The following is a 15,456-nucleotide window of genomic DNA, read 5'->3' as shown; positions in this document are numbered from 1 at the left end:
AGTGGCGTAATGCGACGTACGCGGCACCACTACACTGCTGCACAACAACGCGTCAGGCCCACAGCGTCGTGCGTCTTCCACGCGGCTAAGCGACACCGAGGAATTGCCCGGCGCCGCTCCCCTCCTCCGCCTGCGGCCGTCGGGACGGCCGTCCGCATGCATTGGACTTGTGAGGACTCACGTGAGCTCGAAACCTGTCGTACTCATCGCTGAAGAGCTGTCGCCCGCGACCGTCGACGCGCTCGGCCCGGACTTCGAGATCCGGCACTGCAACGGCGCGGACCGAGCCGAACTGCTCCCCGCCATCGCCGACGTGGACGCGATCCTGATCCGCTCGGCCACCAAGGTCGACGCCGAGGCCATCGCCGCGGCGAACAAGCTCAAGGTCGTCGCGCGAGCCGGCGTCGGCCTGGACAACGTCGACGTGTCCGCCGCCACCAAGGCCGGCGTGATGGTCGTCAACGCCCCGACCTCCAACATCGTGACCGCCGCCGAGCTGGCCTGCGGTCTGATCCTCGCCACCGCCCGCAACATCCCGCAGGCCAACGCCGCGCTGAAGAACGGCGAGTGGAAGCGCAGCAAGTACACCGGCGTCGAGCTGGCCGAGAAGACCCTCGGCGTCGTCGGCCTCGGCCGCATCGGCGCACTGGTCGCCCAGCGCATGTCCGCGTTCGGCATGAAGGTCGTCGCCTACGACCCCTACGTGCAGCCCGCGCGGGCCGCGCAGATGGGCGTCAAGGTGCTGACCCTGGACGAGCTGCTCGAGGTCTCCGACTTCGTCACCGTCCACCTGCCCAAGACCCCCGAGACCCTCGGCCTGATCGGCGACGAGGCGCTGCGCAAGGTCAAGCCGAGCGTGCGCATCGTCAACGCCGCGCGCGGCGGCATCGTCGACGAGGAGGCGCTGTACTCGGCGCTCAAGGAGGGCCGCGTCGCCGGTGCCGGCCTGGACGTGTACGCGAAGGAGCCGTGCACGGACTCCCCGCTGTTCGAGTTCGACCAGGTCGTCTGCACCCCGCACCTCGGCGCCTCCACGGACGAGGCGCAGGAGAAGGCGGGCATCGCGGTCGCCAAGTCGGTGCGCCTCGCGCTCGCCGGTGAGCTGGTCCCGGACGCCGTCAACGTCCAGGGCGGTGTCATCGCCGAGGACGTCAAGCCGGGCCTGCCTCTCGCCGAGCGCCTCGGCCGCATCTTCACCGCGCTGGCGGGCGAGGTCGCGGTCCGCCTCGACGTCGAGGTCTACGGCGAGATCACCCAGCACGACGTGAAGGTGCTGGAGCTCTCCGCGCTCAAGGGCGTCTTCGAGGACGTCGTCGACGAGACGGTCTCCTACGTCAACGCGCCGCTGTTCGCCCAGGAGCGGGGCGTCGAGGTCCGCCTGACCACCAGCTCCGAGTCGGCCGACCACCGCAACGTGGTCACCGTGCGCGGGACGCTCTCGGACGGCGAGGAGGTGTCGGTCTCCGGCACTCTGGCCGGCCCCAAGCACGTCCAGAAGATCGTCGCGGTCGGCGACTACGACGTCGACCTCGCGCTCGCCGACCACATGGTCGTTCTGCGCTACGAGGACCGTCCGGGCGTCGTCGGCACGGTCGGCCGTGTCATCGGCGAGGCCGGCATCAACATCGCCGGCATGCAGGTCGCCCGCGCGGCGGCGGGCGGGGAGGCGCTGGCGGTGCTGACGGTGGACGACACGGTGCCCGCCGGGGTTCTCGCGGAGGTCGCCGCGGAGATCGGGGCGACCTCGGCCCGTTCGGTGAACCTGGTCTGAGCCTGGCGTCGCAAGGGCGCCGGGTGAGCTGGAACCTCCAGTTCACCCGGCGCCCTTGCCGTACCGCCGGGCCGTCAGGCCACGGCCTCCTCGGCCACCTCCGGCTCGGCCGCAGGGGTTTGTCCGACGTGGATCCGGCGCAGTGTCGCCGCCGCCCCCACCGCGGCCAGGACCAGCACCGCCGCCCCCGCGATCGCCGCTCCCCGCATGCCGTGGGTGAAGGCCTCCCGTGCCGCCGTCGCCAGGGCGTCGCCGGCGTGCCCCGGGAGCCGGCCGGCCACCGCGAGCGCGCCGCCGAGGGTCTCGTGGGCCTCGGCCGGGGCGCCGGCGGGGATGTCGTGGCGGTACAGGGCGGTACCGATGCAGCCGAGGACCGCCATGCCCAGCGCGCCGCCGAACTCCGCACCGGTCTCCAGCAGCGAGGAGGCCGCGCCCGCCTGTGCCAGCGGGGCCGCGCCGATGGCCAGGTCGGTCATCTGGGACATGACCATCACGATGCCGGAGGCCAGGACCCCGCACGCGGTCAGCACCAGCCAGAGCGAGTCCGTGCCGGCCAGGGCCAGCATCCCGTAGCCCGCCGCGGCGATCGCGAAGCCCGCCGTGACGACGTACGCCCGGTTGACGCCCTTCTGCACCAGCGCGGTCGCCAGCGGAGCCGCCATGCCGATCGGCACCGAGGGCAGCAGCGCCCACAGGGCCGCCTCCATCGCGCTCTTGCCGAGCACCGACTGCAGGTACTGCGTGGTGAAGAACGCCGAGCCCATCATCGCGAACGAGGAGACGAGGTTCAGGATCACCGCGGGCGCGAAACCCCGGCCGCGGAACAGAGCCGGCGAGATCATCGGTGAGGCCGCGGTGCGCTGACGGTGGACGAAGAGCGCCGCGAAGACCAGGCCGACGGTGATGGAGATGACGTAGAGCGGGTGCCAGCCCTCGGACGGGATCTCCTTCAGGCCGTAGATCACGGGGAGCACCGCCGCCATCGACAGCGGCACGCCGAGGAGGTCGAAGCGGCCGGGCGCGGGGTTCTTGGACTCGGGCAGCAGTACGGGGCCCAGCACCAGCAGCAGCGCCATCGCGGGCAGGTTGACCAGGAAGACCGAGCCCCACCAGAAGTACTGCACCAGGACACCGCTCAGCACCGAGCCGAGGGCGATGCCCGCCGTCATCACGCCGGACCAGATGCCGATCGCCTTCGCCCGCTGGGCGGGGTCGGTGAACATCGTGCGGACCAGTGCCATCGTCGAGGGCATCAGGGTCGCGCCGCCGATGCCGAGGACCGCGCGGGCGGCGATCAGGGTCTCGGCGCTGTTCGCGTAGGCCGCCACGAGTGAGGCGGCGCCGAAGGCCGCCGCGCCGGTCAGCAGCAGCCTGCGGCGGCCGATGCGGTCGCCCAGCGAGCCCATCGTCATCAGCAGGCCGGCCAGCACGAACGCGTAGATGTCGAAGATCCACAGCTGCTGGGTGCCGCTCGGCTCCAGGTCGGCGCTGATCGCCGGGATGGCGAAGTACAGGACCGAGACGTCCATCGAGACCAGCAGCAGCGGCAGCATCAGCACGCCGAGGGCCGTCCATTCGCGGCGGCCGGCGCGCTGCGGGGGCGTGGCCGAAGTCGGGGTGGTGCTCGTCGAGTTCGTCATGCCAAGGAATGTACGGGCGTATTAAACACTTGTCTAGAACGGTTGTATAAGTCATGTGTCTAGGACGGTTGTATGGACCGCGGGTAGGGTGGTCGCCATGGGACACCGTGAGGATCTGCTCGAGGGCGCCAAGCGCTGCCTGCTCGACAAGGGCTTCCTGCGCACCACGGCGCGCGACATCGTCAAGGAGTCGGGGACCAATCTCGCGTCGATCGGCTACCACTACGGCTCGAAGGACGCCCTGCTGGTGCAGGCGTACGTCTCGTTGATCGAGGGCGTAGGCGAGACCATGGACCCCGGCTGGGGCGGGGGAGACGAGACCACGGCACCCCCCGGGTCACTGGAGCGCTTCCAGGAGGTGTGGGCGAACGTCATCCGCTCGGTGCCCGAGTCGCGGGCCATCTGGCTGCTGAGCTTCGAACTCATCTTCCAGAGCGACCGGATTCCCCAGGTGCGCCGGCTCCTGGGCGAGGCCCAGGAGGAGGGGCGCTCGGGCCTGCTGTCCATGTTCACCGGCGTTCCGGAGGGCGAACTCGGCAAGGAGAGGGTCGACACCGAGGGCCGCTTCTACCAGACCCTGCTCAACGGGCTCATGGTCCAGTGGCTCTTCGACCCGGACTCGGCGACCGACGCCGATCAGCTCACCGAAGGACTGCGCCGGGTGATCGCGGCCGCGGACACCCCCTAGCGCTGCGACCGGAAAGGTTCACGGCTCGCGACGCCCGGCACGGCATCTCGCCGCGTTGTCGCCTCACCCGAGTACATCCAGTACGCGGGCGATGCTCCGCCGTGCGATGCACCGCACCGGACGCCGCGAGCCTTCCGGCAAACCCTTCCGGCCACAGCACCAGCTAGAGCCGGGCCGCCTTCAGGGCCATGTGCAGCAGCAGCCGGTCCTCGCCGTCGTCCAGGTCCAGGCCGGTCAGCTGCTCCACCCGGGACAGGCGGTAGTAGAGGGTCTGGCGGTGGATGCCCAGCTCGGCGGCGGCGCGGCCGGCCTGGCCCGCGCAGTCGAGATAGACCTCGGCGGTGCGGGCCAGCTCCTGGTGGGCGGGGGAGAGCAGGACGCGCACGACGGGGTCGTGGGCGGCCTGTGGAGGCAGTGCCGTGAGCAGCCGGAACGGCCCGATCGACGCCCACTGCGCGACCGGCCCCAGCCGCGGCTCCGCCGCCGCGGCCCGTGCGGCGGACGACGCCTCCGTCCAGGCGGTGCCCAGCTCCGCGAGCCCGGTCCGCGCGGCGGCGACTCCGGCGGCGCCGCGCACGTCGCCCGCCCGCTCCAGCAGCCGGGTCGCCGCCGAGACCGCCGGGGTCAGCGTGTCGGCGGAGCGCAGCCGGACCAGCAGCGCCAGGCACTGCGCCGGCTCCCCCACCGCCTCGACGGCGTGGGGGGTGCCCCCGTCCCAGGGAACCGTGCACAGGGCCGTCGCGCCCGGCAGGGTCCGGACCGAGGGGGCGTCGTCGGGGTCGGCCGAGGGCCAGGGGGCCACGCACACCAGCGTGTGCGGGCCGTCCGCGCGTGCGCCCAGGGCCGTACGCAGTTCCGCCAGCGCCATGTCCCGCGGCCAGCCCCGCTCGGCGGTCAGCACCGCCCGCAGCTCCCGGGTGAGATCGGCGCCGTGCTGCGCCTCGTCCGCCAGCAGCGCGCCGATCCGCCCGGTCACCCGCATGGCGGCGGCCAATTGCTGCTCGGTGGGCCCGGGGGCGTAGTCCAGCAGCCAGACGTAGCCGAGGACGACACCCCGATGGCGTACCGGCAGACAGATCCGGCCGCGGTACACGCCCGCCTCCGGGGTCGGCGGGATGCGTACCGGTCCGGTCGCCCTCGTGATGCCGAAGCCCTCGAACCAGTGGCGGACGGCCGCCGTGGAGCGGCGGGTGAGGATCGAACGGGTGCGCACCGGGTCCAGGGCCGACGGGTCCAGATCGCCCTCGCTGTCGTAGGCGCCGAAGGCGATCAGCTCGAAGTCGCGGTTCTCCAGCGTCGCCGGTGCGCCGAGCAGCTCGGAGATCTCGTCGACCAGCTCCTGGTAGTCACCCTTGTAATCGGCCGTCACTCGGGCATTCTCCCGCATTTGCACAGGGCTCTCATACAACTGTCTGAGATCCAGTGCACGGATGCGTGACAGCTGTCGATGGAAGACGATCGGAGGGATCCTTAACTTTCACGGTGGTTCTCCGTGCCGTTCCCGAATGGCGGGTTCCGGCCCTTGTTGCTTGTTGTGGAGGTGCCCCGTGCTGGGTCCCGTGATTCTCGCCGCGTCGCGCAGCGACCGGATGCGACGCCTGATCTCGGCGGCCCCGGTGACCAAGCAGGTCGTCGACCGCTTCATCCCCGGCGAGACCGTGGACGACATCGTCCCGATCATCGAGGACCTGACCGGCAGGGGCCTGGAGCTGACCATGGACGTGGTCGGCGAGGACATCACCACGCCCGGGCAGGCGGCCGCCGCCCGCGACGCCTATCTGCGGCTGATCGACCGGATCAAGGACCTGGAGCTCGGCCCGAAGGTCGAGATGTCGGTGAAGCTGTCCATGTTCGGCCAGTCCCTCCCGTCGCCCACCACCGCCCTTGCCGGAGGGCCCCCCGGGCCCGCCCCCGCATTCTCCGCCGGGCACGAGCTGGCGCTCGCCAATGTCCGCCCGGTCGTCGAGGCCGCCGCCGCCATCGGCACGACGGTCACGCTCGACGCGGAGGACCACACCACCCTCGACTCGATGTTCGCCATCCACGAGGAGCTGCGGAAGGACTTCCCGCAGACCGGCTGCGTCATCCAGGCCTACCTCTTCCGCACCGAGGCCGACGCCCGCCGCCTCGCCGCGAGCGGCAGCCGGGTACGCCTGGTCAAGGGCGCATACAAGGAGCCCGCCGAGGTCGCCTACCAGAGCAGGCACGAGATCGACAAGGCGTACGTCCGGATCCTGCGCACCCTGATGGAGGGCGACGGGTACCCGATGGTCGGCTCGCACGACCCGCGTCTGATCTCCATCGCCCAGGAGCTGGCGCGGACGGCCGGGCGCAAGCCGGCCGAGTACGAGTTCCAGATGCTCTACGGCATCCGCAGCGACGAGCACCTGCGGCTCGCCGCGGAGGGCCACCGCATGCGCGTCTACACCGCCTACGGCACCGACTGGTACGGCTACTTCATGCGCCGTCTCGCGGAGAAGCCGGCCAACCTGCGCTTCTTCCTCCGCTCGATGGTCAGCAAGGGCTGAGCCACCGCACCCCGCTCGCAACACCGCTCAAGTCAAGGAGTTACGGAACCCATGGACGCTGTGACCCAGGTCCCCACCCCCGTCAACGAGCCGGTGCACGGCTACGCCCCCGGCTCGCCCGAGCGTGCCCGTCTGGAGGCCAAGCTCAAGGAGCTGGCCGAGAACCCGATCGACCTGCCCTGCACCATCGGTGGCGAGAAGCGCATGGGCGGCGGCGAGCCCTTCGAGGTCGTCCAGCCGCACAACCACAAGGCCGTGCTGGGCACGTACCGCAACGCGACCCGGCAGGACGCCCAGGACGCCATCGACGCGGCCCTCGCCGCGGCGCCGGCCTGGCGCGCGATGTCCTTCGACGACCGCGCGGCGATCATCCTGCGCGCCGCCGAGCTGCTGGCCGGCCCGTGGCGCGAGACGATCGCTGCCTCCACCATGCTCGGCCAGTCCAAGACCGTGCAGCAGGCCGAGATCGACAGCCCCTGCGAGCTGGTCGACTTCTGGCGCTTCAACGTCCACTACGCCCGCCGGATCCTGGCCGAGCAGCCCCCGGCGAACTCGCCGGGCGTGTGGAACCGCCTCGACCACCGCCCGCTGGAGGGCTTCGTCTACGCGATCACGCCGTTCAACTTCTCGGCGATCGCGGCCAACCTGCCCACCGCGCCCGCGCTGATGGGCAACGTCGTGGTGTGGAAGCCGTCCCCGACCCAGACCCACGCGGCCGTGCTGCTCATGCGGCTGCTGGAGGAGGCGGGCCTGCCCAAGGGCGTCATCAACCTCGTCACCGGTGACGGCATCGAGGTCTCCAAGGTCGCCCTGGTCCACCGTGACCTCGCGGGCATCCACTTCACCGGCTCGACCAGGACCTTCCAGTACCTGTGGAAGACGGTCGGCAGCAACATCGAGAACTACCGCTCCTACCCGCGTCTGGTCGGCGAGACCGGCGGCAAGGACTTCGTGGTGGCCCACCCGAGCGCCGACCGCGCGATCCTGAAGACCGCACTGACCCGCGGTGCCTTCGAGTACCAGGGCCAGAAGTGCTCGGCCACCTCCCGGGCGTACATCCCGGCCTCCATCTGGAACTCCGGCTTCAAGGAGGAGTTCGCCACCGAGGTCGACTACCTGGCCATGGGTGATGTCACCGACCTGTCGAACTTCATCGGCGCGGTCATCGACGAGCGCTCCTTCGCCAAGAACAAGGCCGCGATCGACCGGGCCAAGCAGGACCCGTCCTGCACGATCGTCGCGGGCGGCACCTACGACGACTCGGTCGGCTACTTCGTCCGCCCGACCGTCATCGAGTGCACCGACCCGGAGAACGAGGTCTTCACCACCGAGTACTTCGGCCCGATCCTCGCGGTGTACGTGTACGACGACAGCTCCGCCGAGAAGTACGACGAGATGCTGACCCAGATGGAGTCGGTGTCGGACTACGCCCTGACCGGCTCGGTCATCGCCAACGACCGCGCGGCGGCGGCGTACACGATGGAGAAGCTGCGCTACGCGGCCGGCAACTTCTACATCAACGACAAGTCGACCGGAGCCGTGGTCGGCCAGCAGCCCTTCGGCGGCGGCCGCGCCTCCGGCACCAACGACAAGGCCGGCGCCCCGCAGAACCTGATGCGCTGGACCCTGACCCGCGCCATCAAGGAGACCCTGGTTCCGCCGACCGACTACACCTACCCGCACATGGGCTGAGCCTGCACTACCCGGCGTTCCGGGCCAGGAAGCCGTCCATCAGGGCGGCGACCTGGCCCGCGTGCGTCTCCAGGGCGAAGTGCCCCGTGGGCAGCAGATGGACCTCCGCGTTCGGCAGGTCGCGCCGGAAGGCGAGCGCGCCGGCCGGTACGAAGATCTCGTCGTGGGCGCCCCAGACCGCGAGCAGCGGGACCTGGCTGCTGCGGAAGTACTCCTGGAAGGCCGGGTAGAGCGCGAGGTTGGCGCCGTAGTCGGAGATCAGGTCGAGCTGGATCTCCACCTGGCCCGGACGGGCCATCAGGGCCGCGTCGTGCTCGTAGGCGTCCGGGCTGACGAGGGACGGGTCCGGTACGCCGTGCAGGTACTGCCACTTGATCCCGTCCGGGCTGCTGATCTCCCGGACCGCGGCCTCGGTCCGCGGGGTGCGCTCGGCGATCAGCGCGAGGACCGGCGCCCAGGCGTCCTTGCCGAGCCCTTCCTCGTAGGCGTTGCCGTTCTGCGTGACGATCGCGGTCACCCGCTCCGGATGGGCCAGGGCGAGGCGCAGGCCGATGGGGGCGCCGTAGTCCTGGATGTAGAGCGCGTACCCGGTCAGCCCCAGGTACCGGGTGAACTCGTCGGTGACGGCGGCCAGTTCGTCGAAGGTGTACGGGAAGTCGGCGGCGGCCGGGGCGGACGAGCGGCCGAAGCCGATGTGGTCGGGGGCGATCACCCGGTAGCGGTGGGCGAGCAGCGGGATCAGGTCGCGGAACATGTGCGAGCTGCTCGGGAACCCGTGCAGGAGCAGCAGTGCCGGGGCGCCGGCGGGACCGGCCTCGCGGTAGTACACCTCGTGACCTCGGACGGTGGCGGTGCGGTGGTGGACCTGACGGCTGCCGCTCATGGCCGCTCCCTCTCTAACCTGTGAAGACGTATTTGATGGTTTGAGGGTCAGTTCAGCACGGTCATGTCTAACCAGTCAATTAATTTATAGAGGTTAGGTGTGTGTGCGTGCCCCGGGATGCTGCGTGGATGTGCACCGCCCACACCGCCGAGCTCACGCCCACCGAGCTCCACGCCGTTCGCGCCCTGCTGGACGGCGCCTTCGGTGGCGGCTTCGGCGACGACGACCGGGACCACACGCTGGGCGGCCTGCATGTGCCGGCCTGCGGCGAGCACGGGCTCACCGCGCACGGGGTCGTGGTCATGCGGCGGGTGCGGTGCGGTGGGCGGTGGCTGTGGACCGGGTGCGTCGAGGGGGCCGCCGTCCGGCGTGACGTCCGGCGCACCGGGCTGGGGGGCCGGATCACGGCGGTCCTGGAGGGAGTCGTCGAACGCGCCTACGAGTTCGGGGCGCTCTCGGCGAGCGACGCGGGTGCCCGGCTGCACGCGGCCCGGGGCTGGCAGGCCTGGCGTGGGCCGATCCGGGCGCTCGGGCCGGACGGTGTGGTGCGCCTGGCCGGGGAGGAGGGCTCCACGTACGTGTTGCCGGCGCTCGCCGCCACGGCCGGCCCCGAGGCCGAGTTGCTCTTCGGCCGGCGTGAGGGTGACGTTCTCCGACCCGTCCGCATCGGACGAAGACGCAGGCCGGAAGGGTGCGGCCTGATTCGCCGTCTCAGATAGTAGGAAGTCCGAGTAATTGTGGAGACAGACGCCGGGTCCTCGCTTAGTTTTGTAGGAGCCGAACGTCTCGCTCGATCAAGCGAATGGCGGTCGTGAGCCGGGCCCCGTGCAGGTCACCCCTGCGGCACCGCTCCCCGCCCACTCCGGCGTCTCGCAACCCCCAGTTCTTTCCGCAGTCCACGTTCGCCGAAGGAGCCGATTCCCCATGGCCGAGACGACCGTCCGCCGCCGAGTCCGTCACGTCTCCCGTACCACTGATTCCGACCGCAGGAACGCCGCCGCCGCCCTCCAGCGCGCCCTCGACCGCCGCGACAACGGCGGCCAGACGGGTCACTGAGCCGACGCGTCTCCGAGCGGGCCACCGGGCATCCGCGCGCCTGGCCGGCATCCTCGCGTGTCCATATCGCGGACGCGCCGTGTCATCTCATGGGACGAGGAGTAGGGTGCCGGCATGTCTCGCAGCATCAATCTCGCAGTGATTCCCGGTGACGGCATCGGCCAGGAAGTCGTGGCCGAGGGCCTGAAGGTCCTGGCCGCGGTCCTCCCGCAGGATGTGAAGCTGGAGACCAAGGAGTACGACTTCGGCGCCCGGCGCTACCACGCCACCGGTGAGACCCTCACCGACGCCGACCTGGAGCAGCTGAAGCAGCACGACGCCATCCTGCTGGGTGCGATCGGCGACCCGTCGGTGCCCTCCGGCGTCCTGGAGCGCGGCTTCCTGCTCAAGCTCCGCTTCGCCTTCGACCACCACGTCAACCTGCGGCCGTCGAAGCTCCTCCCGGGTGTCGCCACCCCGCTGGCCGGTGAGCCGCAGATCGACTTCGTCGTCGTCCGCGAGGGCACCGAGGGCCCCTACACGGGCAACGGCGGCACCATCCGCAAGGGCACCGAGCACGAGGTCGCCACCGAGGTCTCCGTCAACACGGCGTTCGGTGTCGAGCGCGTGGTCCGCGACGCCTTCGCCCGCGCCCAGGCACGCCCGCGCCGGAAGCTCACCCTGGTCCACAAGAACAACGTGCTGACCTTCGCCGGTCACCTGTGGACCAACATCTTCAACAAGGTGGCCGAGGAGTACCCCGAGGTCACCACCGAGTACATCCACGTCGACGCCGCAACGATCTACCTGGTCACCCAGCCCGAGCGGTTCGACGTCATCGTCACCGACAACCTCTTCGGCGACATCATCACCGACCTCGCCGCGGCCGTCTCCGGCGGCATCGGCGTCGCGGCCTCGGGCAACATCAACCCGAGCCGCGAGTTCCCGTCCATGTTCGAGCCGGTGCACGGCTCGGCCCCGGACATCGCCGGCCAGGGCAAGGCCGACCCCACCGCCACGGTCCTGTCCGTCGCCCTGCTCCTGCGCCACCTCGGCTACGGCGCCGAGGCGACCCGGATCGAGGACGCCGTCTCCGCCGACCTCGCGGAGCGCGGTGGGCTGCCCGCCCGCAGCACCGCCGACATCGGCGACGCGCTGTCCGTACGAGTAGCCGGCTGACCTGCCGCGCCACTCGGACATCTCACGCAGATCTCTCGAAGCCGTCGGGTCGCTTTCGCACCCGGCGGCTTTCCGTATGCGGCGCCGGGTGCCACCATCAACCCCTGGGCCGCATTCACCCCGTTTTCTTCCGCCGTAGGCGCCGCGTGATAATCGAACGCGGAGCCGCGACATGAGGGAATGCTCGGACGTCCTAGCACCGGCCACTGGCCGTGCGGGCGTGAGCGCGGCCCGTCACGACAACTCGGTGAAGGACACTCACTCATGACGACGCCCACGATCGAGCTCAAGCCCTCGGCCAACCCGCTCTCCGACGCGGAGCGCGAGGCGATCCTGGCCAACCCCGGGTTCGGCCGCCACTTCACCGACCACATGGTGACGATCCGGTGGACAGAGGGCCGGGGCTGGCACGACGGCCAGCTCGTTCCGTACGCGCCGATCTCCCTCGACCCCGCCACCCACGTCCTGCACTACGCCCAGGAGATCTTCGAGGGCCTGAAGGCATACCGCCGGCCCGACGGCTCGGTCGCCACCTTCCGTCCCGAGAAGAACGCCCAGCGCTTCCAGGCCTCCTCCCGCCGCCTGGCCATGCCCGAGCTGCCCGTCGAGACCTTCATCGAGGCCTGCGACGCCCTGGTCCAGCAGGACAAGGCGTGGGTCCCCGCGCACGGCGGCGAGGAGTCCCTCTACCTGCGTCCGTTCATGATCGCCACCGAGGTCGGACTGGGCGTCAAGCCCGCCAACGAGTACCTGTTCATCGTGATCGCCTCCCCGGCCGGCGCCTACTTCCCCGGCGGCGTGAAGCCCGTCTCCATCTGGGCCTCCGAGGACCGCGTCCGCGCCGTCCCCGGCGGCATGGGCGACGCCAAGACGGGCGGCAACTACGCGGCCTCCCTGCTCGCCCAGGCCGAGGCCGCCGCCAAGGGCTGCGACCAGGTCTGCTACCTCGACGCCGTGGAGCACAAGTGGGTCGAGGAACTCGGCGGCATGAACCTGTACTTCGTCTACGGCAACAAGATCGTCACCCCCGCCCTCACCGGCTCGATCCTCGAGGGCGTCACCCGTGACTCGCTGCTGACCGTCGCCCGCGACCTCGGCTACGAGGCCGAGGAGGCCCGTGTCTCCATCGACCAGTGGCAGCGCGACTCCGAGAACGGCACGCTGACCGAGGTCTTCGCCTGCGGGACGGCGGCCGTGATCACCCCGGTCGGCACCGTGAAGCGGGCGAACGCCGAGTGGCAGCAGTCCGGCGGCGAGCCCGGCGAGGTCACCCTGAAGCTGCGCCAGGCCCTCCTGGACATCCAGCGGGGCATCAGCGAGGACAAGCACGGCTGGATGCACCAGCTCGGCTAGAACTCCCGGCTCACGCCTCGGGGCCGCCACGGACTCCTCGTCCGCGGCGGCCCCGAGGCGTTTCCGGACCCCCAAGCTCTTCGAGCGAGGGGTACCCCCACTGGTCCGGGATGGTGCCGACTCCGCACCGTTCCGTCGGCATGGCAGGTCTCCTGCGGCGGCCGCACGATTGATTTGAGCGACGTTCAATGTGGCGTCTGCACGGCTCTGCGGTCAACGGTTCCCTTCCACTTGTCCGGCGTTTAGAGTGGTGCTCTAATCACAGGAAGGCAAGGAGGTGTCGCGGCGTGCGACTGACGCCCACCGAACGTGACCGGCTGCTGCTCTTCGGCGCCGCCGAGCTGGCCCGCGCCCGCCGGGCCCGCGGCCTGCGGCTCAACGTGCCGGAGGCCACCGCCCTGATCGCCGACACGGTGTGCGAGGCGGCCCGTGACGGCGCCCGGCTCGCCGAGGCCATCGAGCGCGCCCGCACGGTGCTCGGCCCGGACGACGTCCTGCCGGGCGTCGCCGACGTGGTCACCGAGGTGCACGTCGAGGCGGTCTTCGACGACGGCTCACGGCTCGCGGTGGTCTCCGGCCCCATCGCCGGGGGTGGGCTGGGCGACCGGGGCCCGGGCGCCCTGCTGCCGGGACCGGCGCACGCCGAGCCGGAGGCGGCCGTACGGCTGCCGGTCACCAACACCGCGACCGTCCCCGTCTCCGTCACCTCCCACTTCCACTTCTTCGAGGCCAACCCGCGGCTCGACTTCCCGCGCGGGAGGGCCTACGGCATGCGGCTCGCCGTGCCCGCCGGCTCGTCCGTGCGGTTCGGGCCCGGGGAGAGGGTCGAGGTCGGCCTCGTGCCGATCGGCGGCGAGCGGATCGCGATCGGTTTCGCGGGGCTCGTCGACGGGGCGCTGGACGCGCCGGGCGCGAAGGAAGAGGCCCTGCGCCGGGCCGCCGCCTGCGGATATCTGGGAGCCGCGGCCGAGGGAACCCGGCCCGAGGGAGCCGGCCGATGAGCACCGACCCGTACGCCTACGCCGCCACCCACGGCCCCCGCGCCGGCGACCGCATCCGGCTCGGCGACTCCGGGCTGGTCGTCCGGGTGGAGTCCGACGCCCAGAGGTACGGCGACGAGTTCCTCGCCGGGTTCGGCAAGACCGCCCGCGACGGGCTGCACCTCAAGGCGGCCGCCGTCCGCGAGACCTGTGACGTGGTGGTCAGCAACGTCGTCGTGATCGACGCCGTGCAGGGCATCCGGAAGGTGTCGATCGGCATCCGGGAGGGCCGGATCTGCTCGATCGGCCGCGCCGGGAACCCCGACACCCTCGAAGGGGTCGACGTCGTCGTCGGCACGGGCACCTCCATCGTGTCCGGCGAGGGGCTGATCGCCACGGCCGGCGCCGTCGACACGCACGTCCACCTGCTGTCGCCCCGCATCATGGAGGCATCGCTCGCCTCCGGCGTGACCACGATCATCGGCCAGGAGTTCGGGCCGGTGTGGGGTGTGGGCGTCAACTCGCCCTGGGCGCTCCGGCACGCCTTCGGCGCCTTCGACGCCTGGCCGGTCAACATCGGCTTCCTCGGCCGTGGTTCGTCCTCGCACAGCGCGCCCCTGATCGAGGCACTGGCCGAAGGGGGCGCGTCCGGCTTCAAGGTGCACGAGGACATGGGCGCCCACACCCGCGCCCTCGACACCGCACTGCGCGTCGCCGAGGAGTACGACGTCCAGGTCGCCCTGCACAGCGACGGACTGAACGAGTGCCTGTCGGTCGAGGACACCCTGCGCGTCCTTCAGGGGCGGACGATCCACGCCTTCCACATCGAGGGCTGTGGCGGCGGACACGTCCCCAACGTCCTGAAGATGGCCGGCGTCCCCAACGTCATCGGATCCTCCACCAATCCCACCCTGCCCTTCGGCCGGGACGCGGTCGCCGAGCACTACGGCATGATCGTCTCCGTCCACGACCTCAAGACCGACCTGCCCGGCGACGCCGCCATGGCCCGCGACCGCATCCGCGCCGGCACCATGGGCGCCGAGGACGTGCTGCACGACCTGGGCGCGATCGGCATCACCTCCTCCGACGCGCAGGGAATGGGCCGGGCGGGCGAGACCGTGCGCCGCACCTTCGCGATGGCCGGGAAGATGAAGGCGGAGCTGGGCCCGGCCGACGGGGACGGCCCGGACGACGACAACGCGCGCGTGCTGCGCTACATCGCCAAACTGACCGTCAACCCGGCCATCGCGCACGGACTCGTCCACGAGGTCGGCTCCATCGAGGTCGGCAAGCTCGCCGACATCGTGCTGTGGCGGCCGGAGTACTTCGGCGCCAAGCCGCAGCTCGTGCTCAAGTCCGGTTTCCCGGCCTACGGTGTGGTGGGCGACCCCAACGCGGCCACCGACACCTGCGAACCCCTGGTCCTGGGCCCGCAGTTCGGCGCGCACGGCGCCACCCCGGCGGACATCTCGGTGGCCTTCGTCGCGCAGGCCGCCCTGGACCAGGGCAACGACAGGATGCCCACGCGAAGGAGAAGGGCCGCCGTCCGCGGCACCCGCGGCATCGGCCCCGCCGACCTGCGCCTGAACTCCCGCACCGGATCGGTCGACGTCGACCGGCGCAACGGACTGGTCACCCTCGACGGCGACCCGATCCGCTCCGAGCCCGCCGACTCCGTCTCCCTCAACCGCCTGTACTTCCTGTGAC

The 15,456-nt window shown here is 71.0% G+C and carries 13 protein-coding genes; 10 read left to right on the top strand and 3 right to left on the bottom strand.

Annotated features, from left to right (window positions below; genetic code table 11):
* Positions 1-181 precede the first annotated feature (181 nt).
* Positions 182-1,771: a phosphoglycerate dehydrogenase gene (serA, locus tag ACH4UM_RS25050; protein WP_398183350.1), complete on the top strand. Its 1,590-nt coding sequence runs from the start codon at positions 182-184 to the stop codon at positions 1,769-1,771.
* Positions 1,772-1,845: 74 nt separating this feature from the next.
* Here the strand turns inward: serA and ACH4UM_RS25045 are convergent, their stop codons facing one another.
* Positions 1,846-3,411 carry an MFS transporter gene (locus ACH4UM_RS25045; protein ID WP_398183347.1) on the bottom strand — a complete coding sequence of 522 codons (1,566 nt, stop codon included), beginning with the start codon at positions 3,409-3,411 and terminating at the stop codon, positions 1,846-1,848.
* Between the two features lie 97 nt (positions 3,412-3,508).
* On the opposite strand from ACH4UM_RS25045, the gene ACH4UM_RS25040 reads away from it, so the two are divergent.
* A complete protein-coding gene (locus ACH4UM_RS25040; protein ID WP_398183344.1) occupies positions 3,509-4,099 on the top strand; it encodes a TetR/AcrR family transcriptional regulator in 591 nt (196 codons plus the stop codon).
* Positions 4,100-4,262: 163 nt separating this feature from the next.
* On the opposite strand, the gene ACH4UM_RS25035 is transcribed toward ACH4UM_RS25040, so the two are convergent.
* Positions 4,263-5,486 carry a PucR family transcriptional regulator gene (locus ACH4UM_RS25035; RefSeq protein WP_398183341.1) on the bottom strand — a complete coding sequence of 408 codons (1,224 nt, stop codon included), beginning with the start codon at positions 5,484-5,486 and terminating at the stop codon, positions 4,263-4,265.
* 160 nt (positions 5,487-5,646) lie between these two features.
* Between ACH4UM_RS25035 and ACH4UM_RS25030 the strand changes: the two genes are divergently transcribed.
* Positions 5,647-6,627: a proline dehydrogenase family protein gene (locus tag ACH4UM_RS25030; protein ID WP_398183338.1), complete on the top strand. Its 981-nt coding sequence runs from the start codon at positions 5,647-5,649 to the stop codon at positions 6,625-6,627.
* 51 nt (positions 6,628-6,678) lie between these two features.
* The gene (pruA, locus tag ACH4UM_RS25025) at positions 6,679-8,319 is read left to right on the top strand and encodes an L-glutamate gamma-semialdehyde dehydrogenase (RefSeq protein ID WP_398183335.1); all 1,641 of its coding nucleotides are present in this window, start codon (positions 6,679-6,681) and stop codon (positions 8,317-8,319) included.
* Between the two features lie 7 nt (positions 8,320-8,326).
* Here pruA and ACH4UM_RS25020 read toward each other — a convergent pair whose 3' ends face one another.
* Positions 8,327-9,202 (bottom strand): alpha/beta fold hydrolase, encoded by an 876-nt coding sequence (locus tag ACH4UM_RS25020; RefSeq protein WP_398183332.1) that lies wholly within the window; start codon positions 9,200-9,202, stop codon positions 8,327-8,329.
* Between the two features lie 128 nt (positions 9,203-9,330).
* Here ACH4UM_RS25020 and ACH4UM_RS25015 point away from each other — a divergent pair, with 128 nt between their 5' ends.
* The 6 genes from ACH4UM_RS25015 to ACH4UM_RS24990 all read left to right on the top strand — a co-directional run bounded on the left by ACH4UM_RS25015 (position 9,331) and on the right by ACH4UM_RS24990 (position 15,455).
* A complete protein-coding gene (locus ACH4UM_RS25015; protein WP_398183329.1) occupies positions 9,331-9,921 on the top strand; it encodes an aminoglycoside 2'-N-acetyltransferase in 591 nt (196 codons plus the stop codon).
* A 205-nt stretch (positions 9,922-10,126) separates the two neighbouring features.
* The gene (locus tag ACH4UM_RS25010) at positions 10,127-10,258 is read left to right on the top strand and encodes a hypothetical protein (protein WP_398183326.1); all 132 of its coding nucleotides are present in this window, start codon (positions 10,127-10,129) and stop codon (positions 10,256-10,258) included.
* Positions 10,259-10,372: 114 nt separating this feature from the next.
* The gene (locus ACH4UM_RS25005) at positions 10,373-11,416 is read left to right on the top strand and encodes a 3-isopropylmalate dehydrogenase (RefSeq protein WP_398183323.1); all 1,044 of its coding nucleotides are present in this window, start codon (positions 10,373-10,375) and stop codon (positions 11,414-11,416) included.
* A gap of 264 nt (positions 11,417-11,680) precedes the next feature.
* On the top strand, positions 11,681-12,769 hold the full coding sequence (locus tag ACH4UM_RS25000; protein ID WP_398183320.1) for a branched-chain amino acid aminotransferase: 1,089 nt from the start codon (positions 11,681-11,683) through the stop codon (positions 12,767-12,769).
* Positions 12,770-13,056: 287 nt separating this feature from the next.
* Positions 13,057-13,770 (top strand): urease subunit gamma, encoded by a 714-nt coding sequence (ureA, locus tag ACH4UM_RS24995; RefSeq protein WP_398183317.1) that lies wholly within the window; start codon positions 13,057-13,059, stop codon positions 13,768-13,770.
* Positions 13,767-15,455: an urease subunit alpha gene (locus tag ACH4UM_RS24990; RefSeq protein ID WP_398183314.1), complete on the top strand. Its 1,689-nt coding sequence runs from the start codon at positions 13,767-13,769 to the stop codon at positions 15,453-15,455. Before ureA ends, ACH4UM_RS24990 begins: the two co-directional genes overlap by 4 nt.
* Position 15,456 lies beyond the last annotated feature (1 nt).

Origin of the sequence: Streptomyces sp. NPDC020801, from assembly GCF_044334385.1 — a bacterium.
Taxonomy (GTDB): domain Bacteria; phylum Actinomycetota; class Actinomycetes; order Streptomycetales; family Streptomycetaceae; genus Streptomyces.
Note: the sequence above shows the minus strand (reverse complement) of the source record. Positions and strands in the feature narration are given on the sequence as shown.